Source organism: Pseudomonas sp. SJZ077 (genome assembly GCF_007993905.1).
GTDB classification, from domain to species: domain Bacteria; phylum Pseudomonadota; class Gammaproteobacteria; order Pseudomonadales; family Pseudomonadaceae; genus Aquipseudomonas; species Aquipseudomonas mandelii.
Map to the genome: position 1 here is coordinate 75497 of NZ_VIUJ01000002.1, position 22866 is coordinate 98362.

A 22866-nucleotide genomic window follows, 5' to 3' on the forward strand; every position below is an offset into this window, starting at 1 on the left:
TCACGTACATTTGCCGACTAACGGTCGCTTCTACAGCCCCCTGAAACCGGGGAAGATGGCCTTTTGACAGGATTTTGACGCCATCCATCTGTCATTTTCGCATTAACAAATTGAACTTCTACGCTTATAAGGATGGCCCCCAAGGCGCGCGCCAGAGCTTCTGGCACGGGCGTGCAGCAAAAAAAATCGTGGAAGCTTTTGACTATGATCGATCTCGCAACCTGGAACCTTAGTGTTCCTGTCGGCAGTCCGCCGTACACCGTTGACACCCCCAAACTGGTGAACGGCTTCAAGGATCAATACTTCCACTCCGACACCGGCACCCTGTTTTTCTGGTCCCCGGTCACCGGCTCCAAAACCGCAAATGCAAAATACCCCCGCACCGAACTGCGCGAAACCTACAGCAACGGCACCCTGAAAAACTGGCTCTACCCGGACGCCGACAACTCCCTGCGCGCCACCCTCGCAGTCAACCAGGTACCGAGCACGGGCAAAATCGTCATCGGCCAGATCCACGCCTATGAAAGCCAGAAACCCATGGTGAAGCTCGAGTATCAGTACAAGACCAGCACGCAATCGGGCAACATCGTCGCCAAGGTGCGCATGCGCCCGGATGACGACGAAGGCCGGATCATCACCATCGCCACCGGGGTGAAACTTGACCGGGAGTTCTCCTACCTCATCCACCTGAGCCCGGGCGGCGCGCTGGGCATCAGTGCGGCGGGGTATCAGTGGGACACCGACATCAGCAAGACCTGGCGCGACAAGCCGCTGTATTTCAAGGCCGGGGTCTATGTGCAGGACCACACCGGGTACACCAGCGAGGGCGGGAAAGTGACGTTCAGCAAGTTGGATATTGATCACGATAAGTAAGAACACCTCTGCCCCTGTAGCAGTTGTCGAGCAACGCGAGGCTGCGTTCGAGGATGAAGTCCTCTCAATCTCGACAGCTGCTACATCGTCCGAAAAACGCGTAGGACGCCTCTGACTGTGGCGAGGGAGCTTGCTCCCGCTGGGCTACGAAGTAGCCCCAAATCCTGCCACCTGATTCCCACAGACACACCACGCCACCGATTCACGGCGCCCGCGTCGCCGAATGGGAACGAGTGCCCTTGCCACAATGACCGCATACACGTCCTACAGCCCGGTTGCGGCTACCCGAATCGCTGTCTTCTAAAGTTGGCCTGTCGCTGACATTGTTAGCGATAGGGTTTCGCAGCCCTGACGATACGTGTAGTAACCTAGCGCCTCGAAAAAAGGGGCACGTAAACGCTCGCCCTCCTTTGTTATGGTGGCTTTGTGTGGGAGACCTTCGGGTCTGCCGGGTTCCTCGTATCCTCGGTCTGCGAACCCGACTACCCCGTGCTGCTCATCGACAACGACGCCCCATTACGCGAACTCCACAACTGCGTCAGCGAACGCCTCAACGCCGTCCTCAAATATTTGAATCTGATGGCGTGCACCAGCCTGCCGGACTACGCCGAGAACAACATCAACACCGTCACCAACATTGCCCGGATCATGGTTCAGGACGTCGCCGACGTTTTTGGGGTCATTGAACAGCGCGGATTTGATACACCTAAGCAGCAGTAAAAATCAGGCAATAAAAACCCGCACCACTGCGGGTTTTTACTTAAATCAAGATAAAAATCATGGCGGACCGAAATACTCACAGCCGACCCGCAGCGCGCCCTGACTTTCATCTTGCTTTTGCTGTTATCTGCGGAACACGCAGGTCCTTTATAGTTCCTCCTAAGATCTCTTTATCATGACCAGTGCCAACCAACGTCAACTTCAGCTTATTATCTTCATACGAAACAAAAAGACCTGACAATGTGGTGCCATCTTTCAGAGTTACATCAATCCGCTCCCCGCCATTCAGCAAACTCAATCGAGCCGGAATAGAAAGTTGAGTATTACTCCCGCCAAATTTACTATTTTCCATGACCCTGCTCTCCTTCAATAATAGTAAAAAGAAACCGACCAGCCTTATGTTTCAAAGAAAGGGGGCAGATTTATTTAACACTTCCCTTCCTTTTCTCTCGGTTACGCATTAAACAATAGGCGGCAGCCAGCATTAAATCACCTGTAATAAATGACAGTTTTTTATACATTTTTGCGATAACGGAGTTAACTAAAAAGCAAGCGACAACTCGAAGCAAACAAAGGGGACAGATTTATTTAATCGATTATTTGCTGCTATGCTTCACCCATCACTACAAGGACGTAGGAGGCTATATGCCCAGAATGGGACGAGTTGTTTTACCCAATTATCCGCATCATGTCGTGCAACGAGGCCACAATAGGCAGGTCGTGTTCGCCGAGCCAGGCGACTTCCAGCGCTACCTCGAAGATCTGCGAGAGCTCAAAACGCTATACGACGTTAAAGTCTATGCCTTCTGCTTGATGACCAATCATGTCCATCTACTACTCGCACCAGGTAACTCCGTTGCGAGTCTCGGACAATTGATGAAAGGCCTGGCAGGCCGCATGACGCGCTATCGCAACAAGCTGGAAGGACGCTCCGGAACCTTGTGGGAGAGCCGATACAAATCCAGCGTGGTTCAGACCGACACCTATTTGCTGGCTTGTAGTCGATACATCGAGCTAAATCCGGTGCGAGCGCAAATGGTACAGCGTGCACAGGATTACCCTTGGTCGAGTCTGCACCTTCGCCTCAACGAAGCAGCCGGAAATCATTGGCTTGATGAAGATCTTTGCTTTACCGAACCGGGCAACACTCACGCCGAGCGCCTTGCCCGCTATACCTCATTTATGGAACAAACGATTCCTTCCACAGAGTTGCAGTTGATCAGAGGCGCCCTTCAGCGCGGACAGCTGACGGGCAATCCCCGATTCACAGATGAGATTGAAAAAATCACCGGTTTGCGAATCTCACATCGAGTTCAAGGCAGACCTGCAAAACGACTCGAACAGAAGAACGCCGGGGACGATTACTAAATAAATCTGTCCCCTTTAAGTTAAAGAAAACGACTTTCAGAGAGCAAACAAAGGGACGGTCAAATAGATCCGCCCCCTTTTTTTCAGATCTTCATTTATGCTGTCTTTCCAAGACTTGCACTAAACACCGTGGCACCGCCGCCAAAATACGAAACAGTACCTTGCAGCAGTGAATAAGTTTTATCAGGCGACATTAATTTCATCTCATAACTCGGAGAGTCGTCACGAGATGCCAATACCAGATTAATAACAACCTTTGTATTGGGCTGACTCATATAATAAAAATTACCCCTTACATCATAGACCTTCCCCGCATACTCATATGTTCCGCCATTTATAATATCGCGACTAGCATCTGAGTCTGTGATCTTCAGAATAGCTTTGCTGTCACCATCTCCGCCTTCATATGCTCCATTCAACATTATATTAATCTCCATAATTGCAAATCAACAGAGCTAGCGAAATGAGTTCATTCACATCGCTTGCCCCTTGGATACGGCATATGAACGATATGTCAAAATAACTTGCGGATCACCTGTAACAAATTACAGTTATTTATACAATTTCGAAATAACAAAAAGCGCGAAACACATGCTATCGCAACAATACCAAGACAACGCGACCACTTAGGAACTATTCCAAAAATCAAGGTCGTACAAGATAAACATTATCGAGACAGAAAAATCGAATCAACTACGACTTCCTTACAAGCAAAAAACCCGCCTCTCGGCGGGTTTCTTATGCGACTCAAACGCTAAAAACTTAGTTAACCTTAGCGTTCAACTCACCCTTCAAATAACGCTGGTACATCGCTTCCAGCGAGATCGGCTTGATCTTCGAAGCGTTGCCAGCGGTACCGAATGCTTCGTAACGAGCGATACACACATCACGCATGGCAGTCACAGTCGCGCCGAAGAACTTGCGCGGATCGAACTCGCTCGGGTTGGTCGCCATCAACCGACGCATCGCACCGGTCGAAGCCAGACGCAGGTCAGTATCGATATTGACCTTACGCACGCCGTGCTTGATGCCTTCAACGATCTCTTCAACCGGCACGCCGTAGGTTTCTTTGATGTCGCCGCCGTACTGGTTGATGATCGCCAGCCACTCTTGCGGAACCGAAGAAGAACCGTGCATCACCAAGTGGGTGTTCGGGATGCGCTTGTGGATCTCTTTGATGCGGTCGATGGCCAGCACGTCGCCGGTAGGTGGCTTGGTGAATTTGTACGCGCCGTGGCTGGTGCCGATGGCGATGGCCAGGGCGTCGACCTGGGTGCGCTTGACGAAGTCAGCGGCTTCTTCCGGGTCGGTCAGCATCTGGCTGTGATCCAGAACGCCTTCAGCGCCGATGCCGTCTTCTTCACCGGCCATGCCGGTTTCCAGCGAACCCAGGCAGCCCAGCTCGCCTTCTACCGAGACGCCGCAGGCGTGAGCCATGGCCACGGTTTGTTGGGTGACACGGACGTTGTAGTCGTAGTCGGTCGGGGTTTTGCCGTCTTCGCCCAGGGAACCGTCCATCATGACCGAGCTGAAGCCCAGCTGGATGGAGCGCTGGCAGACGTCAGGGCTGGTGCCGTGGTCCTGGTGCATGCACACCGGGATGTGCGGGAATTCTTCGATGGCGGCCAGGATCAGGTGACGCAGGAACGGTGCGCCGGCGTATTTGCGAGCACCGGCCGAGGCCTGGACGATCACCGGGGAGTCAGTCTTGTCAGCGGCTTCCATGATGGCGCGCATCTGCTCAAGGTTGTTGACGTTGAAGGCTGGAACGCCGTAGCCGAACTCGGCTGCGTGGTCCAGCATCTGGCGCATGCTGATAAGTGCCATTGTGTGTGTCTCTCCCGGTTTGGGTCGTTAATCGTGCCAGCCTGCCGGAGCGGCGGCGGCTATTCAAGTTATTGCAGATCGGGGGTTGGCCCGGGCTGCGAATTCGGTGTTGCCTGAATCTCTACAAGCCATCGAATTCCCGTAGGAGCGAAGCTTGCTCGCGAAAGCAGTTTAACTGGCACCCCATGTGTTGAATGTGATGACGTCTTCGCGAGCAAGCTTCGCTCCTACAGGTTTCTCACAGGCCTTCAATTACTGCGCTTTACAACCGCGGCCAATCAAATCATTGGTGGCGACCCAGTACACCAGGCCTTCCTCACCTTTTACGTGAAACGCCAGCATGTCGTTGCTGTACAGCGAACCTTCGGCGCCCGGTTCAAGCTTCAAGCGGTAGACCTGATCGGCCCCGCCGAGGCGCGCGTCGACTTCCTTGCGGCTGTCGTCGGTGTAGCGCCAGAGCACTTTGGCCTGGCTGTCGCAGGTCCAGGTGGTCCAGTTGTCCGTCGATTCGGCAGGCTTGAACAGGTTGAAATTCGAGCAACCGGCCAGCAATGCCAACGCCGTAACGGCGATAAAACCTTTCATCCATGTTCCTCGACTGATGGCGCACGCCGCCAGCCCTGAGTAAAGTGTCTGACCCGTCAAGGGCAACCATGTTCCTTGGCCGGGGTCTGGGTCTCGTATTTCTCCAGGCCATCAGGCCCGGAACGCTTGTTGATCACCGGGTTGGTTTCCGCTTGCCAGTCGGCCTGGTAGCAACCTTTTTCCACTGACTGCGGCGCAGGTTCCGGCTTGGCTTTCGGGTTACTCCCGCAAGCCACCAGCATACCCGCGGCGATCAACAGCGCTAATGGCTTGACCATGAGAACACTCCTTTGCGTGGCCAAATGAATGACCTCAGCCCTTGGCCCGGCTTTCCAGGACTTCAACGGCAGGCAAGACCTTGCCTTCCACGAACTCGAGGAACGCGCCGCCGCCGGTAGAAATGTAGGAGATCTGGTCGGCAACGCCATATTTATCGATGGCAGCCAGGGTGTCGCCGCCGCCAGCGATGGAGAATGCCGAGCTTTCTGCGATGGCCTGGGCCAGCACTTTGGTGCCGTTACCGAACTGGTCAAATTCGAACACGCCCACCGGGCCGTTCCACAGGATGGTCTTGGACGACTTCAGCAGCTCGGCGAAATTCGCCGCGGTCTGCGGGCCGATGTCCAGGATCATGTCGTCGGCGGCTACGTCAGCAATCAGCTTGACGGTGGCGGTCGCGCTTTCAGCGAATTCCTTGGCCACCACGACATCGACCGGCAGCGGCACGCTGACCTTGGCGGCGATGGCGCGAGCGGTGTCCAGCAGGTCCGGCTCGTACAGCGACTTGCCGACCGGGTGACCGGCAGCGGCCAGGAAGGTGTTGGCGATACCGCCGCCGACAATCAGCTGGTTGCAGATCTGGCTCAGGCTGTTCAGGACGTCGAGTTTGGTCGAGACCTTGGAACCGGCAACGATGGCAGCCATCGGCTGGGCCGGGGCGCCAAGGGCTTTGCCCAGTGCGTCCAGCTCAGCAGCCAGCAGAGGGCCAGCGGCCGCGACTTTGGCGAACTTGGCTACGCCGTGGGTCGAACCCTCGGCGCGGTGAGCGGTGCCGAAGGCGTCCATCACGAACACATCGCACAGGGCGGCGTATTGCTGGGCCAGTTCGTCAGCGTTCTTTTTCTCGCCTTTGTTGAAGCGCACGTTTTCGAACAGCACGATGTCGCCCGCTTTCACGTCAACGCCGCCCAGGTAATCGGCGACCAGCGGCACTTCGCGGCCCAGGGCCTTGCTCAGGTAGTCAGCGACTGGCTTGAGGCTGTTCTCGGCTGAGAATTCGCCTTCGGTCGGACGACCAAGGTGCGAGCAGACCATCACGGCCGCGCCTTTTTCCAGGGCCAGCTTGATGGTCGGCAGCGAAGCCAGGATTCGCGCATCGCTGGTGACAACACCGTCCTTGACTGGGACGTTGAGGTCTTCGCGGATCAGTACGCGCTTACCTTGCAGATCGAGGTCGGTCATCTTCAACACGGTCATGGGTCGCAATTCCTGGGTTACTGTTTTTTGGAAATAGCTGTTTGCAGATAGTGTTCTGCAACGTCCAGCATTCGGTTGGCAAAACCCCATTCGTTGTCGAACCAGGCCAGGATGTTCACCAGCCGTGGGCCGGAAACTCGGGTCTGACTGGCATCGACGATGGCCGAATGTGGGTCATGGTTGAAATCACAGCTTGCATGGGGAAGCTCGGTGTAGGCCAGAAGGCCTTTGAGCGGGCCGCTGGTGGCAGCCTCGCGCAGAATCCGGTTGACCTCGGTGGCGTCTGTGTCGCTGACGGTCTGCATCGTTATGTCGAGGCAAGACACGTTAACCGTCGGCACCCGCACGGCTTTGGCCTGAATTCGCCCGGCAAGTTCCGGCAGCAGGCGTTCGATGCCACGTGCCAGACCAGTGGACACCGGAATCACCGACTGGAACGCCGAACGCGTGCGGCGCAGGTCTTCGTGATGATAGGCGTCGATGACCGGCTGATCGTTCATTGCCGAGTGAATGGTGGTGATCGACACGTATTCCAGACCAATGGCCTGATCCAGCAGGCGCAACAGCGGAACGCCGCAGTTGGTGGTGCAGGACGCGTTGGACACCAGCAGCTCATCGCCGGTCAGGCAATCCTGGTTTACGCCGTAGACGATGGTGGCGTCGACATCCGCCTCACTGGCCATCGGCTGGGAAAACAGTACGCGGGGTGCGCCGGCGTCGAGGAAACGCTGGCCATCGGCACGCGTGTGGTAAGCGCCGGAGCACTCCAGCACCAGATCGACGCCCAGGGACGCCCAATCGATGCCTTCGGGGGTGGCACTGCGCAGGACTTTCACGCAGTCACCATTAATATGCAGACAATCGCCCTCTACTCGCACTTCGCCGGGAAAGCGCCCGTGAGTGGAGTCGAAGCGTGTCAGGTATTCGATGCTGGCCATGTCAGCCAGATCGTTGATCGCAACAATTTCAAACCCGGCCGCCGAGCCTCGCTCAAACAACGCACGCAAGACGCAACGACCAATCCGGCCGTAGCCGTTGAGTGCAACTTTGTAAGGACGCGGTTGAGGCATGGGGTTCTCGATGACGCTTGGGAATGAGGTTGCCAGGACTGCCGCCTTCGCGGGCAAGCCCGCTCCTACAGGTCTTCAGTTGTCTTGAAAACAACGCGACCCCTTGTAGGAGCGAGGCTTGCCCGCGAAGACTTCAGCCCCGATAACGCTACTTCTGGATCAGTCTTCCAGCAGCTCTTCAGCCTGACCCAGGATGTTTTCCAGGGTAAAGCCGAACTCTTCGAACAAGGCAGGCGCAGGCGCCGACTCGCCGTAGGTGGTCATGCCGATCACGCGGCCTTCCAGGCCCACGTACTTGTACCAGTAGTCCGCGTGCGCGGCTTCGATGGCGATTCGGGCGCTGACTTGCAACGGCAGAACCGCTTGCTTGTAGCCGGCGTCCTGGGCATCGAACACGCTGGTGCACGGCATCGAAACAACACGCACCTTGCGACCTTGCTCGGTCAGCTTGTCGTAAGCCTGAACCGCCAGACCGACTTCCGAACCGGTGGAGATCAGGATCAGCTCAGGCTCGCCTGCACAGTCCTTCAACACGTAACCGCCACGGGCGATATCAGCGATCTGCAGCGCGCTGCGTTCCTGATGCTGCAGGTTCTGACGCGAGAAGATCAGCGCCGAAGGGCCGTCCTTGCGCTCGATGGCCTGTTTCCAGCAAACGGCCGATTCAACGGCATCGGCTGGACGCCAGGTGTCGAGGTTCGGTGTGCTGCGCAGGCTGGTCAGTTGCTCGATCGGCTGGTGAGTCGGGCCGTCTTCGCCCAGGCCGATGGAGTCGTGGGTGTAGACGAACACCACGCGCTTCTTCATCAGCGAAGCCATGCGCACGGCGTTGCGGGCGTATTCCATGAACATCAGGAAGGTGGCGCCGTAAGGCACCAGACCGCCGTGCAGGGCCACGCCGTTCATGATCGCGCTCATGCCGAATTCGCGAACGCCGTAGTACATGTAGTTACCGCTGGCGTCTTCAGCCGAAACACCTTTGCAACCTTTCCACAGGGTCAGGTTGGAACCGGCCAGGTCAGCGGAGCCGCCGAGCAGTTCAGGCAACAGCGGGCCGTAGGCATTCAGTGCGTTCTGGCTGGCTTTACGGCTGGCGATGGTCTCGCCCTTGGCCGCAACTTCAGCGATGTAAGCCGAGGCTTTTTCCGCGAAGTCTTCTGGCAGATCGCCGCCCAGGCGACGGACCAGTTCGTTGGCCAGCTCAGGGAAAGCCGCAGAGTAGGCAGCGAAACGCTGATCCCACTCGGCTTCGGCCGCGCGGCCAGCTTCCTTGGCGTCCCACTCGGCATAGATGTCAGCCGGGATTTCGAACGGACCGTGGCTCCATTTCAGCGCGGCACGGGTCAAGGCGATTTCCGCGTCACCCAATGGGGCGCCGTGGCAGTCTTCTTTACCTTGTTTGTTCGGCGAACCGAAACCGATGGTGGTCTTGCAGCAGATCAGGGTTGGCTGATCGCTTTTACGCGCGGTTTCGATCGCGGTCTTGATCTCTTCCGGATCATGACCGTCGACGTTGCGGATCACCTGCCAGTTGTAGGCTTCGAAACGCTTAGGCGTGTCGTCGGTGAACCAGCCTTCGACTTCGCCATCGATGGAGATGCCGTTGTCGTCGTAGAAAGCGATCAGCTTGCCCAGGCCCAATGTACCGGCCAGGGAGCCAACTTCGTGGGAAATGCCTTCCATCATGCAACCATCACCCAGGAAAACGTAGGTGTGGTGATCGACAACATTGTGGCCAGGACGGTTGAACTGCGCCGCCAGGACTTTTTCAGCCAGGGCGAAACCGACGGCGTTGGCCAGGCCTTGGCCCAGAGGACCGGTGGTGGTTTCAACGCCCGGGGTGTAGCCGAATTCCGGGTGACCCGGGGTGCGGCTGTGCAGTTGGCGGAAATTTTTCAGGTCATCGATCGACAGGTCGTAGCCGGTCAGGTGCAGCAGCGAGTAGATCAACATCGAGCCGTGACCGTTGGACAGCACGAAGCGGTCACGGTCGGCGAACGATGGATTGCTCGGGTTGTGCTTCAGGTAGTCACGCCAAAGTACTTCGGCGATATCCGCCATACCCATCGGGGCACCGGGATGGCCGCTGTTGGCTTTTTGCACGGCATCCATGCTGAGGGCACGAATGGCGTTGGCACGCTCACGACGGCTGGGCATCGCTGTTCTCCTGCGGGTTCTGTATCGAGAGTGAATAAAACGAAACGGAAAAAAGGCGAGCATTTTCCCTCACCCACCCGCCTCGGGGCAATGACAGATAGTCATCTGGAGGCGTTTTTCCAATTGTTAACAGCGGTTTCGACTGATGAAACCTTTCTGCAGTTCGTTTGTTGACTGAACCTAACGTCTGGAAGTGCCATCTATCGACCAATATCAAAACTTTTTGATATTGCCCTTGCGGTGATTTCTGAGCGTCACTAGACTGCTGGCCTTATGAATTTACGCGTGCCTTCCATTCAACATGACGATTGCGATGAGCTGGCGGCCCTGTGCAAGGCCGGCGGTGATCCTCTGCGGCTGAATGTATTGCGTGCGCTGGCCAACGATTCGTTTGGCGTACTGGAACTGGCGCAGATCTTCGGTATCGGTCAGTCCGGCATGAGCCACCACCTCAAGGTCCTGGCCCAAGCCGACCTGGTGGCGACTCGCCGTGAAGGCAACGCGATTTTCTACCGTCGCGCCCTGCCCCACACCGACCTGCTGGGCGGCAAGCTGCACGCCGCCTTGCTCGAAGAAGTGGACAACCTGACGTTGCCCGCCGATGTGCAGTCGCGGATCGCTCAGGTCCATGGACAACGAGCGGCGGCCAGCCAGGACTTTTTCTCACGGGTGGCGGAGAAGTTTCGTGCCCAGCAAGACTTGATCGCCGGCCTGCCGCAATACCGCGAAAGCGTGGTGGCGCTGCTCGACAAGCTGAGTTTCAGAGACGGAGCGACGGCCATTGAAGTCGGCCCCGGCGACGGTGAATTTTTGCCGGAACTGGCGCGCCGCTTCACCGAGGTCACGGCGCTGGACAACAGCCCGGCGATGCTCGAACTGGCGCGCCAGGTCTGCGAACGTGAAACGCTGGCTAACGTCAGCCTGCAACTGGCCGATGCATTGAATGGCGTGAGCCTCAAGGCCGATTGCGTTGTACTGAACATGGTGCTGCACCATTTCGCCGCGCCGGCCGAAGCGCTCAAGCACATGGCCGACTTGCTGCAACCGGGCGGTAGCCTGCTCGTGACAGAGTTATGTAGCCACAACCAGAGTTGGGCCAGGGAGGCCTGCGGTGATCTGTGGTTGGGGTTTGAACAGGACGATTTGGCCCGTTGGGCCACCGCTGCGGGACTCGTTCCCGGGGAAAGCCTCTATGTAGGCTTACGTAATGGTTTCCAGATCCAGGTCCGCCATTTTCAGCGACCGGCTGGCGACACTCACCATCGGTAAATTCAGGAAAAAATCGAGATGAGCGAATACTCCCTCTTCACCTCCGAGTCCGTGTCCGAAGGGCACCCGGACAAAATCGCCGACCAGATTTCCGATGCGGTGCTGGACGCCATCATTGCTGAAGACAAGTTCGCCCGCGTAGCGTGCGAAACCCTGGTTAAAACCGGCGTGGCAATCATCGCAGGTGAAGTCACCACGTCGGCCTGGGTCGACCTGGAAGAGATCGTGCGTAACGTCATTCTGGACATCGGCTACAACAGCTCCGATGTCGGCTTCGACGGTGCCACTTGCGGCGTGATGAACATCATCGGCAAGCAGTCCCCTGACATCAACCAGGGTGTCGACCGCGCCAAGCCTGAAGATCAGGGCGCTGGCGACCAGGGCCTGATGTTCGGCTACGCCAGCAACGAAACCGACGTGCTGATGCCAGCACCGATCACCTTCTCGCACCAGCTTGTGCAGCGCCAGGCCGAAGCCCGTAAATCCGGCCTGCTGCCTTGGCTGCGCCCGGACGCCAAGTCGCAAGTGACTTGCCGTTACGAAGGCGGCAAGGTCGTCGGTATCGACGCCGTTGTACTGTCGACCCAGCACAACCCTGAAGTGTCGTACAAAGACCTGCGCGAAGGCGTGATGGAGCTGATCGTCAAGCATGTGTTGCCTGCCGAACTGCTGACCAAAGACACCCAGTTCCACATCAACCCGACTGGCCAGTTCATCATTGGCGGCCCGGTGGGTGACTGCGGCCTGACCGGTCGCAAAATCATCGTCGACAGCTACGGCGGCATGGCCCGTCACGGCGGCGGCGCGTTCTCCGGCAAGGATCCATCGAAGGTTGACCGTTCGGCAGCCTACGCCGGTCGTTACGTGGCCAAGAACATCGTTGCGGCCGGCCTGGCCGAGCGTTGCGAGATTCAGGTTTCCTACGCGATCGGTGTTGCCCAGCCGACTTCGATCTCGTTGAACACCTTCGGCACCGGCAAGATCAGCGACGACAAGATCGTCAAACTGGTTCGCGAAATCTTCGACCTGCGTCCATACGCGATCACCACCATGCTCGACCTGCTGCACCCGATGTACCAGGAAACCGCTGCGTACGGCCACTTCGGTCGCACCCCGGCAACCAAGACTGTGGGCGAAGACACCTTCACCACGTTCACCTGGGAAAAGACCGACCGCGCCGACGACCTGCGTACTGCAGCCGGCCTGTAAGACTTTCCTGGCGGTACCAAAAGCCCCGCACGGTTCGCCGTGCGGGGCTTTTTATTGGTTTCGCTTTACACCGGATCGCCCCCATCGCGAGCAGGCTCGCTCCCACATTAGTCCTGTCATGCGCCAGCTTTGCCCTCACTGAAGATCCAGCCCGGAAACACCAGGCAAAACACCCACTCCTTCCTAAAAAAAATACTGACTAACCTTCAAGCATCCCCCCTGAGCAAGGACGCTCACGATGCTTCTGCGCCTGTTTTCCGCTTTGTTCCTGACCCTGCTTTGCCTGAGTTCGAAAGCTGCCGACTGCCCCGACTGGTCACCCGCCCGCGCCCTGGACGAAATCACTGCCCTGCAAAAACAGATCGATTTCTGGGACGACAACTATCACCGCCACGGACGCTCGCTGGTCGCCGATGAAATCTATGATCAATCCCGCGCGCGATTGAGCGAATGGCGTGAGTGCTTTGATTTGAGTCTGGCGCCCGACCCCTTGCGCACGGCGGGCGGCAAGATGGCCCACCCCATCGCTCACACCGGCCTGGAAAAACTGCGTGATGGCGGAGCAGTCGAGCATTGGCTACGCGAGCGCAATGACATCTGGATACAACCCAAGGTCGACGGCGTGGCCGTGACGCTGATCTATCGCAACGGCTCGCTGCATCAGGCGATCAGCCGCGGTAACGGCGTCAATGGCCAGGACTGGACCGCCTCGGCCCGACAGATTGCGGCCATTCCCCGGCATCTGCCGCAACCATTGGATGTGCTGGTGCAAGGCGAACTCTACTGGCGCCTGAACGACCATGTGCAAGCCAAGGCAGGCAGCCTCAACGCCCGCTCCACGGTGGCCGGGTTGATGGCCCGCAAAGAGCTGACCGCCGAGCAGGCAGGTGGTATCGGGTTGTTTGTCTGGGATTGGCCGCAAGGTCCGGCAAGCCTGCCGGCGCGCGTGGCGGCTCTCGATGAAATGGGTTTTCCGGGCACGGCGCCCTACAGTCAGCCGATCAAGGTGTTCGCCGACGCTGAACGATGGCGCGATCACTGGTATCGCACGCCACTGCCCTTCGCCAGTGACGGCGTCGTTTTGCGTCAGAGCCAGCGACCACCGGCAGAACGCTGGCAGGCGCGCCCCTCCTTCTGGAGCGTTGCCTGGAAATATCCGTTCGCCCAGGCACTGGCCGAAGTGCGCAAGGTCCACTTCAAGATTGGTCGCACGGGGCGGATTACTCCGGTGCTGGACCTGACGCCGGTGAAGCTGGATGACCGACAGATCAAACGGGTAAGCGTCAGCTCCCTGCGACGCTGGGAAGAGCTGGATGTCCGCCCTGGGGATCAGGTGTCCATCAGCCTGGCGGGACTGACCATTCCAAGGCTCGATGGCGTCGTGCTGCGCAGTACCGAACGCACTGAATTAAACGCGCCATCGGCAGCAGACTTTCACCATTTGAGTTGCTGGCAACCGACATCAGGCTGCGAGAGCCAATTCCTAGCGCGCCTGACCTGGCTCAGCGGCAAGCAAGGACTGGCTTTGCCCCATCTCGGCCCTGGCACCTGGGAGAAACTTTTCGAAACAGGCCGCCTCGACAGCCTGTTGGATTGGTTGACCCTCGATGCTCAAGAGCTTGCTAACATTGATGGCTTCGGCGAACGCAGCGCGGCTCGTCTTCTAAACAGCTTCAACAGTGCCCGGCAACGCCCTTTCGCTCGCTGGCTCAAAGCCTTGGGGTTGCCGCCGACCGGCCAGGCACGGCTTGCCGATTCATGGCAGGAACTGGCGAATAGAAACACCGAACAATGGCAGGCAGAAGCAGGTATCGGCCCGGGACGCGCAGCGCAATTGAGCGCCTTTTTCCGCGACCCGCACGTCCTGGCACTGAGTCAAACATTACGTATGGCCGGGATTGACGGCTTTTAAACACCGAGCCCCCGGCAGCCCGGGAACCCAAAGGGGCCGACGGGCTCAAACGCCCATCGCCACATCGACCCGATTGTCTTCGCACTTGGAGCTTTTATGAAATTTCTTTCACCACTCGCCTTGCTGACCCTTTGCAGCGTGATGGCCGCTCCCCTGATGGCCGCCGAAGAAGCCCCGGGGCTGACCGGCTGCGCCGCCAAGAAACAGGGGATCATCAATCAGATCGAACTGGCCAAATCCCACGGCAATGCTGAACAGCAGGCTGGCCTCGAAACGGCCCTGAGCGAAGTCACCACCCATTGCACCGACGCCTCGCTGAAGAAAGAACGGGAAAACAAGGTGCTCGATGCCAAGCATGAAGTCAGCCAGCGCCAGGCCGATCTGGACAAGGCCATGAAGAAAGGCGATCCGGACAAGATCAACAAGCGCAAAGACAAACTTGCCGAGTCCCGAAAGGAATTGCAGAACGCGCTCGACGAGTTGGACAAGTAACCCCCGAATTGAGCGAGGGCGCTTTTGTGACGAGGGGCTTGTCGGAACGCCCCCTCGCGACAGGAATGCATTGCCTATCAATGATCCCGAAACTCTTTATGGCAGGCACTACAGGCATCTTCGACTTTCTGCACCGCCGGGCCCAGGTTACTGGCCTTGTAAGGCTGAACCTTGCTGGCAATCACCAATTCACCGGTGGCGGCTTCAAGGGTGCGGGCCATGTCCTGGAAGCGTGCCTGCTGCTGCCACACATTGTCCTTGGCGCTGCTGTGATCTTCTTCACGCACTTGCGGGAAATGTTTCCAAGGCTCACGGGACAAGGTGTCAAGTTTCACGGCGCCTTCGGCAAATTTCGGACCGTCGAACGGGATACGACCACGCAACATACCGCCCAGGTCTTCACCGGTCTTGAGCATCTGTTTGAAGATCGCCTTGCGTTGTCCCAGCGGCGAATTCGGATCAACGCCACCGCAGGCAGACAAGGTCAGGCAGGCCAGCAATACAACAGAAAGTCTTTTAAGAGTCATGGTGGCTTCAGGTCACGGGAAACGGCGGCCAGTATCCTCGTGTCATCGGCAAAGACCAATAGCCCTATTATCAATACGGGTTGTTTGAGCGCATGGAGCACTCAGGCAACCGACAAAGGAATTACTCCATGAACAGCCGTTTCAAGGCATGGCGTCACCACCTCGTGTGGACTCTTCCAATGGTGGCCGTGCTCGCCGGCTGCACCGGCGGCGATAAAGACACCCCTAAAACCCACGCCCTGGCGACCTACTCCAGTACCAGCTGGGAAGCATTGCCGGCGGTGTCCGACAATGACCTGGTCGCCGGCTTCGGCTCGTGGCGCAGCGCCTGCACCCGACTCAAGGCCGACCCGGTCTGGGGATCGACCTGCGCGGCTTCCGCCAATGTGCCGCAGACCGCCAGCGACATTCGCGGCTTCCTCAAGCAGAACCTCGACGTCTACGGCCTGCGCGCCGCCAATGACAATCCCAACGGTTTGATCACCGGCTATTACGAGCCGGTCTACCCGGGCAGCCTGACCCAGAGCGAAGTGGCGAACATTCCGGTGTACGGCGTGCCCGAGGACATGATCATTGTCTCGCTGGACAGCATCTACCCGGAACTCAAAGGCAAACGCCTGCGCGGACGCCTCGAAGGTCGCGTGCTCAAGCCTTACGACGATGCGGCAACGATTGAGACCAATGGAGTAAAGGCGCCAGTGGTTGCGTGGCTGACCGACCCGATGAACCTGCAATTCCTGCAAATCCAGGGTTCGGGTCGCATCCAGCTCGACGACGGCCGCCAACTGCGCATTGCCTATGCTGACCAGAACGGCCATCCCTATCGCCCCATCGGGCGCTGGCTGGTGGAGCAAGGCGAGCTGAAGAAAGAAGACGTGACCATGGGCGCCATCAGCACGTGGGCAAAAGCCAATCCGTCGCGCATTCCGGAACTGCTGGGCAGCAACCCCAGTTACGTGTTCTTCACTCGCAACCCGGACAGCAACGAAGGGCCACGCGGCTCGCTGAACGTTCCGCTGACGGCCGGTTACAGCGCGGCAGTGGACCGCAAAGTCATTCCGCTGGGCAGCCTGTTGTGGTTATCCACGACAAAACCGGACGGTACGGCACTGGTACGGCCCGTGGCGGCGCAAGACACTGGCGGCGCGATTGCCGGCGAAGTGCGTGCGGATCTGTTCTGGGGCACTGGCGAGGCGGCCGGGCAATTGGCCGGGGACATGAAACAGCAAGGGCAGATCTGGATGCTCTGGCCTAAAGGCGCGGCGTTGCCGCAAGTGCCGCAGGTTGCCGATGCGGCGAAGGCCAACCCGTAAGCCTTGTATTTGCAGTTAGATAGTCATCGCGAGCAGGCTCGTTCCCACGGTGGATCTCGGTTGTACACAGCGTTTGTGTTCACTGAAGATCAACTGTGGAAGCGAGCCTGCTCGCGATGAGGCCAGACAAATCACCGCAATACTTTCAGACCGACACCACAAAGAAACTGGCAATCAACCCCATCCCCACAAACCACACCAGCGACCGCAATATCGCCCAGTCCGCCAGGTAGCAAATGATGTACAGCAGCCGACTGGTGATAAACAGCACCGCCAGCACGTTAACCGTCACCAACTGCGCCGTGCCCACCAGATGCGCAACAATCACCGCGATCGCAAACGCCGGGGTCACTTCAAAGCTGTTCAGTTGCGCCGCATGCGCGCGCCTGCCCAGACCATTGAGCGACTCGAGAAAGTCCCGGGGGTCATGGTTGTCTTGCAGCCTGAACCTGCCACTGACCTTGGCGATGACCGTGCAGAGATAGGGCAGGAAAATCGCGATCAAAACGCACCACAGAGCAACCGTCATAAAGCAGTCCTTTCTTCAGTTTTGGAATGTTGAGTGCCCGTTAGAACTTCATGACCAAAATACCGATCAGTACGAGCCCACAGGCTAAGAGCCTTGGCCTGCCGAAAGGTTCTTTCAGGTAACGCATGCCGAACAGCACCACCAGAATCACGCTGATCTCGCGCAACGCCGCCGCTTCGGCAATCGACCCCAGTTGCATTGCCCACAGCACCAAAGCGTAGCTGAACAACACGCAGAACCCGACCGCCAGCCCCAGTCGCCACTGTTCACGCCAGAACAGCATGAACGCCGTGCGCTTGCTTACCAGCGCCAGCAACGGGAACGGCCAAGCGCTGAGCAACGTGACCCAGACCAGATAGTCCAGAGGGTGCGACCAGCGCCGTAACGCCTGGCCATCGATGAAGGTGTAGCAGCCGATGCACAGGCCGATCAGCGCCACCACCGGCAACATCGACCACGGCAGACGCGCACCACCACCGCCCTGCCAGAGCAGGCACAGCATGCCAAACGGAATCAACAGGATTCCGAAAATCTGCTGATTTGTCAGGACTTCGCCAGCGAAGATCAGCGTCAGTGCCAGCACCACCAGCGGCGACAGCCCACGCATCAACGGATAGACCAACCCGAGGTCGCCGACCCGATACGCCTGGATCAGCAGATAGCGATAGAGCAGTTCGAACGCCGCCGACGCCAGAATCCATGGCCAGATTTCAATCGGTGGCAGCGCCACGAACGGCAGCATCAGAGCGACAAACAGCATCGCGACGCTATCCATGCAGGCCACCACCAGCAGCCGTTCGGCACTGAATTTGATCAGGGTATTCCACGCCGCGTGCAACAGCGCCGCCACCAACACCAAAGCCGTCGCAAGCACGGCACGCTCCTTTTATTGACCGCCGCGCCCCCCTGTAGGAGCCAGGCTTGCCGGCGAAGGCAATCTCAAGGACGCCTTCGCCGGCAAGCCTGGCTCCTACAGGACGCGCGTGGATAATTGATTCGCCATATGTCAGCAGCTGTTTATACTGCAAGCGACCACGCCGCACTCAGTTGCGCACAGACTAATTCCAATAATTTCTGCCCCTGCCCGCTCTCTTCGAGAACGGTCATCGGCATGCGTATGCCTGATCAAAGCGTCAAGACTACCGACAGAGACCTTGCGCATGCCACTCGCCTTGCTCGCCCTCGCTGTTGCCGCGTTCGGCATCGGCACCACTGAATTCGTCATCATGGGTTTGCTGCCCGACGTCGCCCGCGACCTCGCCGTGAGCATTCCCCACGCCGGCCTGCTGATCACCGGCTACGCCCTGGGCGTGGTGTTCGGCGCGCCGATTCTTGCGATCGGCACCGCCAACATGCCGCGCAAAGCCACGCTGCTGGGCATGACGCTGATGTTCATCCTCGGCAACGTGCTGTGCGCATTGGCACCGAACTATGCCACGTTGATGGCCGCGCGAGTGGTCACCGCGCTGTGCCACGGTGCGTTCTTCGGCATTGGCTCGGTAGTCGCGGCGGGCCTGGTTGCACCGAACAAAAGGGCGCAGGCCATTGCCATGATGTTCACCGGCCTGACGCTGGCCAACGTGCTCGGCGTGCCGTTGGGCACCGCGCTTGGGCAATACGCCGGTTGGCGTTCGACGTTCTGGGCGGTCTCGGTGATCGGGGTGATTGCAGCGCTCGCGCAGTGGCTCTGGCTGCCGAAGGACATCGCGATGGACAAAGCCAACCTCGCCAGCGAGTTCAAAGTGCTGGGCAAGGTCAATGTGTTGTTGGCATTGGGCATGAGCGTGCTGGCGTCGACCAGTCTGTTCAGCGTGTTCACCTACATCGCGCCGATTCTGCAGGACATCACCGGTGTCAGCCCCCATGGCGTGACAATCATGCTGTTGTTGTTTGGCGTCGGCCTGACGGCGGGCAGCATGCTGGGCGGTCGCCTGGCGGACAGCCGATTGCTGCCTTCATTGGTGGGCATGGCGCTGGCCGTGGCGGTCGTATTGGCTGCCTTTAGCCAGACCAGTCACTCGGTGATTCCGGCGGCGATCACACTGGTGCTGTGGGGGATTTTCGCGTTTGCCCTGTGCCCGATTCTGCAACTGCTGATCATCGATCAGGCGCATGAAGCGCCGAATCTTGGCTCGACGCTGAACCAGAGCGCCTTCAATCTCGGTAATGCGGCCGGTGCGTGGATCGGCGGGCTGGTGGTTGCCAGCGGTGCGGATCTGGCGGATCTGCCGTGGACCGGTGCGCTGGTCAGTGGCCTGACGGTGCTGACCGCGCTGTTCTACATCTATCTGCAACGCCGCGGTGCGACTGCGGTCAATGTGTCCGGCTGAATCATTGCGTCGCTGCTGACACCGCTATCGCGAGCAGGCTCGCTCCCACAGTGGATCTCCAGTGCACTCAGATTCTGTGTACGACCGAACTCCATGTGGGAGCGAGCCTGCTCGCGAAGAAACTGACTCGGTGCAACTGCCTTAAACCCCACCCCCCCATCCAAGGACCCCGGATGCTCGAACTTGTCGCTGCCTTTATCTGCCTGACCATACTCCTCACCTACGTGAATTTCCGCTTCATCGGCCTGCCTCCGACCATCGGGGTCATGGTCACCGCGCTGATGTTTTCCCTGCTGCTGCAAGGCCTGAGCTTGCTCGGCTACCCCGGCCTCGAAGAGCGCATTCAGCAGCTGATCAGCCAGATCGATTTTGGCGATCTGCTGATGAACTGGATGCTTTCCTTCCTGCTGTTCGCCGGCGCCCTGCACGTCAACCTCAATGACCTGCGCAGCTACCGCTGGCCTATCGGGCTGCTGGCGACCTTCGGCGTATTGATCGCCACGGCGGTGATCGGCAGCCTCGCCTATTACATTTTTGCCCTGTTCGGCTGGCACGTGAGCTTCCTTTATTGCCTGCTGTTCGGCGCGCTGATTTCCCCCACCGACCCGATCGCGGTCCTCGGCGTGCTACGGACTGCCAATGCGTCCAAGCCTCTGAAAACCACCATCGTCGGCGAGTCGCTGTTCAACGACGGCACGGCCGTGGTGGTGTTCACCGTGTTGCTGGGCATCGCACAACTCGGTGAAACCCCGACCGTCGGCGCCACAGCGATGCTGTTCGCCCATGAGGCGATTGGCGGCGTGCTGTTCGGTGGGCTGATCGGTTATCTGGTGTACCTGATGATCAAGAGCATCGAGCAGCATCAGATCGAGGTCATGCTGACCCTGGCGCTGGTGATCGGCGGCTCGGCCATGGCGTCGGAGCTGCATGTGTCCGCCCCCATCGCGATGGTCGTCGCGGGTCTGATCATCGGTAACCTGGGCCGCAACCTGGCGATGAACGACATGACGCGCAAGTACCTGGACGGCTTCTGGGAATTGCTCGATGACATGCTCAACGCCCTGCTGTTCGCTCTGATCGGCATGGAGCTGTTGCTGCTACCGTTCAATTGGCTGCACGTGCTGGCGGCGAGTTTGCTGGCACTGGCGATTCTGCTTTCGCGCCTGCTGACGGTCGCGCCGGCCATCGTGCTGCTGCGGCGCTGGCGCACCGTGCCGCGCGGGACAATCCGGATTCTGACCTGGGGTGGTTTGCGCGGCGGTGTTTCGGTGGCCCTGGCCCTGGCCCTGCCGCTGGGCCCGGAGCGCGACTTGCTGCTGAGCATCACCTACATCGTGGTGCTGTCGTCGATCCTGCTGCAGGGTTTGAGCATCGGCAAACTGGTCAAGCACGTGACCCGGGATGAGCCTGCGCCAGCGGCACAGGCCGAGCATCACTGATTACTTTTTGCTCTTCTGCGGATCAGGCTCCGACGCCTGATCCGCCGTCTTCTTCGGCGGACCGCTCTCGCTACGGATCTGCGCGTGGCTGATCAGCGCGAAGATGAAGCTGCCGCCGATGATGTTCCCAGCCAGCGTCGGCCCGGCGAACACCAGCCAGAAATCCTTCCACGGCAACTCGCCGGCAAACACCAGGTACGAGACCTCGGCCGAACCGACCACGATATGGGTGAAATCCCCCAGCGCCATCAGGTAAGTGATGAGGATGATGATCCACATCTTGGCGCTCTCCATGGACGGGATCATCCAGACCATGGTGGCAATCATCCAGCCCGACACGATGCCTTTGGCGAACATCTGGCTGGCGTCGTTTTCCATGATCTTGCGCCCGATATCGAGGAAGGCCAGGTCGGTCTTGCTGTCGAAAATCGGCAGATGGAGCATCACGTAGGCCACGAGCAGCGTGCCGCAAAGGTTGCCGACCAGCACCACCGACCACAGGCGTAGCAATCGCCCGAAATTGTTCAGTGTGGGTTTGGTCATGATCGGCAGCACGGCCGTCAGGGTGTTCTCGGTGAACAACTGCTGACGGGCGAGGATTACCGCAAGAAAGCCAGCGCAATAGCCGAAACTGGCGATCACCTTGAAGCCTTCACCGTCCGGCAGTCGAGAATTGAGCAGTCCCATGGCCATCAGCGACAGGCCCATGGTCAGGCCGGCGGCGAGTGCCGACCACCACAAGGCGGCGACGCTGCGTTCGAGCTCCTGATCGCCCTGGGTGCGGATGATTTCATGCAGCACCGCAGCCCGCGGTGGCTGGTTTTTGTCGACGTCGTGCTGTTCTTCCGGCGACAGGTTTGGGGTCTTGCCGTCTTGCTTGATGTCCATAGCGCTCCGGAACAGGTGATGTGTCATGTAGGTACGACACGCGCGGCCCGGAGCTGTTCACTGACCGTCCAACGAAACTGGCTCTGTAGGAGCGAGGCTTTCCAGCGAAGGGTTCACCTCGGTATTGCTGGTGACACAAATGACGCCTTCGCGAGCAAGCTTCGCTCCTACGGGGCTCGCATTACTCGCTGGCGACGTCGTCCTTGAACTGGTCTTTGACGTACTTGATCTCGGTCTGGCCGTGCGGCGCGGGCAAGCCGTCTTCACCCAGGTTGACGAAGACAATCTTATCCACCGTCAGGATGCTTTTGCGGGTGATCTTGTTGCGTACTTCGCATTTCAGGGTTATCGAGGTACGACCGAACTCGGTGGCAGTGATGCCCAGTTCGATGATGTCGCCCTGGCGCGAGGCGCTGACGAAGTTGATCTCGGAAATGTACTTGGTGACCACTCGCTGATTGCCCAGCTGGACGATGGCGTAGATCGCCGCTTCTTCGTCGAGCCAGCGCAACAGGCTACCGCCGAACAGTGTGCCGTTGGGGTTGAGGTCTTCGGGTTTTACCCATTTGCGGGTGTGGAAATTCATAGGGGGCTCCAGGATTGAGACGTTTGAGCGATAGGGTTCTGCCCCCAGCTTCAAGTTTTAAGCGCCAAGCTGCAAGTAAATGCAGATTCGCTGTTGCTTGCCGCTTGTAGCTTGTCACTTGCCACTAGCCGGACAAAGGAAGCTATAATCGCCACCGATTTAAAACGGCTACTACCGTTTTCCCGCCACCTGTCCGAGGGGCGCTGCAGCAGGTTCGACCTGTCAGGCTCGGATGGGGCGTTGACTGGCCATGATCGGCCGGACACTAAACGCACAACGGCGCCCATTCGCATACA

General features: G+C 58.6%; 23 protein-coding genes and 1 riboswitch. Of the genes, 10 read left to right on the forward strand and 13 right to left on the reverse strand.

The window, feature by feature from the left end; translation table 11 throughout:
* Positions 1-204 precede the first annotated feature (204 nt).
* Positions 205-873 (forward strand): polysaccharide lyase family 7 protein, encoded by a 669-nt coding sequence (locus tag FBY01_RS03985; protein WP_145306765.1) that lies wholly within the window; start codon positions 205-207, stop codon positions 871-873.
* A 426-nt stretch (positions 874-1299) separates the two neighbouring features.
* On the forward strand, positions 1300-1593 hold the full coding sequence (locus FBY01_RS03990; protein WP_145306763.1) for a fructose-bisphosphate aldolase: 294 nt from the start codon (positions 1300-1302) through the stop codon (positions 1591-1593).
* Between the two features lie 106 nt (positions 1594-1699).
* Here the strand turns inward: FBY01_RS03990 and FBY01_RS03995 are convergent, their stop codons facing one another.
* Positions 1700-1945 carry a hypothetical protein gene (locus FBY01_RS03995; RefSeq protein WP_102593721.1) on the reverse strand — a complete coding sequence of 82 codons (246 nt, stop codon included), beginning with the start codon at positions 1943-1945 and terminating at the stop codon, positions 1700-1702.
* A 293-nt stretch (positions 1946-2238) separates the two neighbouring features.
* Here FBY01_RS03995 and FBY01_RS04000 point away from each other — a divergent pair, with 293 nt between their 5' ends.
* Positions 2239-2961 carry a transposase gene (locus FBY01_RS04000; RefSeq protein ID WP_145306761.1) on the forward strand — a complete coding sequence of 241 codons (723 nt, stop codon included), beginning with the start codon at positions 2239-2241 and terminating at the stop codon, positions 2959-2961.
* A 95-nt stretch (positions 2962-3056) separates the two neighbouring features.
* On the opposite strand, the gene FBY01_RS04005 is transcribed toward FBY01_RS04000, so the two are convergent.
* The 7 genes from FBY01_RS04005 to tkt form a co-directional block, all read right to left on the reverse strand.
* Entirely contained in the window at positions 3057-3383 is a 327-nt protein-coding gene (locus FBY01_RS04005) for a hypothetical protein (RefSeq protein WP_010466945.1), read from the reverse strand.
* A gap of 340 nt (positions 3384-3723) precedes the next feature.
* Positions 3724-4788 (reverse strand): class II fructose-bisphosphate aldolase, encoded by a 1065-nt coding sequence (gene fba, locus FBY01_RS04010; RefSeq protein WP_008081027.1) that lies wholly within the window; start codon positions 4786-4788, stop codon positions 3724-3726.
* Positions 4789-5040: 252 nt separating this feature from the next.
* Positions 5041-5373, reverse strand: coding sequence for an MliC family protein (locus FBY01_RS04015; RefSeq protein WP_010466938.1), 333 nt, complete (start codon positions 5371-5373; stop codon positions 5041-5043).
* Between the two features lie 56 nt (positions 5374-5429).
* A complete protein-coding gene (locus FBY01_RS04020) occupies positions 5430-5651 on the reverse strand; it encodes a hypothetical protein (RefSeq protein WP_010466937.1) in 222 nt (73 codons plus the stop codon).
* A gap of 34 nt (positions 5652-5685) precedes the next feature.
* Positions 5686-6849 carry a phosphoglycerate kinase gene (locus tag FBY01_RS04025; protein WP_077747250.1) on the reverse strand — a complete coding sequence of 388 codons (1164 nt, stop codon included), beginning with the start codon at positions 6847-6849 and terminating at the stop codon, positions 5686-5688.
* Between the two features lie 17 nt (positions 6850-6866).
* Positions 6867-7919: an erythrose-4-phosphate dehydrogenase gene (gene epd / locus FBY01_RS04030; RefSeq protein ID WP_010466935.1), complete on the reverse strand. Its 1053-nt coding sequence runs from the start codon at positions 7917-7919 to the stop codon at positions 6867-6869.
* 159 nt (positions 7920-8078) lie between these two features.
* Complete coding sequence (gene tkt / locus FBY01_RS04035; protein ID WP_145306759.1) at positions 8079-10076, reverse strand: transketolase; 1998 nt, start codon at positions 10074-10076, stop codon at positions 8079-8081.
* A 273-nt stretch (positions 10077-10349) separates the two neighbouring features.
* Here tkt and FBY01_RS04040 point away from each other — a divergent pair, with 273 nt between their 5' ends.
* The 4 genes from FBY01_RS04040 (at position 10350) to FBY01_RS04055 (ending at position 14958) form a co-directional block, all read left to right on the forward strand.
* Positions 10350-11345, forward strand: coding sequence for a metalloregulator ArsR/SmtB family transcription factor (locus FBY01_RS04040; protein WP_010466932.1), 996 nt, complete (start codon positions 10350-10352; stop codon positions 11343-11345).
* Positions 11346-11363: 18 nt separating this feature from the next.
* Entirely contained in the window at positions 11364-12554 is a 1191-nt protein-coding gene (gene metK / locus FBY01_RS04045; protein WP_010466931.1) for a methionine adenosyltransferase, read from the forward strand.
* 238 nt (positions 12555-12792) lie between these two features.
* Entirely contained in the window at positions 12793-14466 is a 1674-nt protein-coding gene (gene ligB / locus FBY01_RS04050) for an NAD-dependent DNA ligase LigB (RefSeq protein ID WP_145306757.1), read from the forward strand.
* 96 nt (positions 14467-14562) lie between these two features.
* A complete protein-coding gene (locus FBY01_RS04055) occupies positions 14563-14958 on the forward strand; it encodes a DUF1090 domain-containing protein (protein ID WP_010466929.1) in 396 nt (131 codons plus the stop codon).
* 77 nt (positions 14959-15035) lie between these two features.
* Here the strand turns inward: FBY01_RS04055 and FBY01_RS04060 are convergent, their stop codons facing one another.
* Positions 15036-15485, reverse strand: a complete 450-nt coding sequence (locus tag FBY01_RS04060; protein ID WP_042932506.1) for a cytochrome c — start codon at positions 15483-15485, stop codon at positions 15036-15038.
* A gap of 128 nt (positions 15486-15613) precedes the next feature.
* On the opposite strand from FBY01_RS04060, the gene FBY01_RS04065 reads away from it, so the two are divergent.
* On the forward strand, positions 15614-16798 hold the full coding sequence (locus FBY01_RS04065) for a murein transglycosylase A (protein WP_145306755.1): 1185 nt from the start codon (positions 15614-15616) through the stop codon (positions 16796-16798).
* Between the two features lie 145 nt (positions 16799-16943).
* Here the strand turns inward: FBY01_RS04065 and FBY01_RS04070 are convergent, their stop codons facing one another.
* Together FBY01_RS04070 and FBY01_RS04075 are read right to left on the reverse strand one after the other, a co-directional pair.
* Complete coding sequence (locus tag FBY01_RS04070) at positions 16944-17327, reverse strand: MAPEG family protein (protein ID WP_010466926.1); 384 nt, start codon at positions 17325-17327, stop codon at positions 16944-16946.
* A 40-nt stretch (positions 17328-17367) separates the two neighbouring features.
* On the reverse strand, positions 17368-18201 hold the full coding sequence (locus FBY01_RS04075; RefSeq protein WP_010466925.1) for an EamA family transporter: 834 nt from the start codon (positions 18199-18201) through the stop codon (positions 17368-17370).
* A gap of 286 nt (positions 18202-18487) precedes the next feature.
* On the opposite strand from FBY01_RS04075, the gene FBY01_RS04080 reads away from it, so the two are divergent.
* Complete coding sequence (locus tag FBY01_RS04080; protein WP_077747245.1) at positions 18488-19657, forward strand: MFS transporter; 1170 nt, start codon at positions 18488-18490, stop codon at positions 19655-19657.
* Positions 19658-19830: 173 nt separating this feature from the next.
* Positions 19831-21096: a sodium:proton antiporter gene (locus tag FBY01_RS04085; RefSeq protein WP_145306753.1), complete on the forward strand. Its 1266-nt coding sequence runs from the start codon at positions 19831-19833 to the stop codon at positions 21094-21096.
* Here the strand turns inward: FBY01_RS04085 and FBY01_RS04090 are convergent, their stop codons facing one another.
* Both FBY01_RS04090 and FBY01_RS04095 read right to left on the reverse strand, forming a co-directional pair.
* Positions 21097-21984 carry a formate/nitrite transporter family protein gene (locus FBY01_RS04090; protein ID WP_077747243.1) on the reverse strand — a complete coding sequence of 296 codons (888 nt, stop codon included), beginning with the start codon at positions 21982-21984 and terminating at the stop codon, positions 21097-21099. It lies immediately after the preceding gene.
* Positions 21985-22165: 181 nt separating this feature from the next.
* Positions 22166-22570, reverse strand: a complete 405-nt coding sequence (locus tag FBY01_RS04095) for an acyl-CoA thioesterase (RefSeq protein ID WP_010466921.1) — start codon at positions 22568-22570, stop codon at positions 22166-22168.
* Positions 22571-22759: 189 nt separating this feature from the next.
* A riboswitch (S-adenosyl-L-homocysteine riboswitch) is annotated at positions 22760-22862 on the forward strand.
* Positions 22863-22866: the final 4 nt, after the last annotated feature.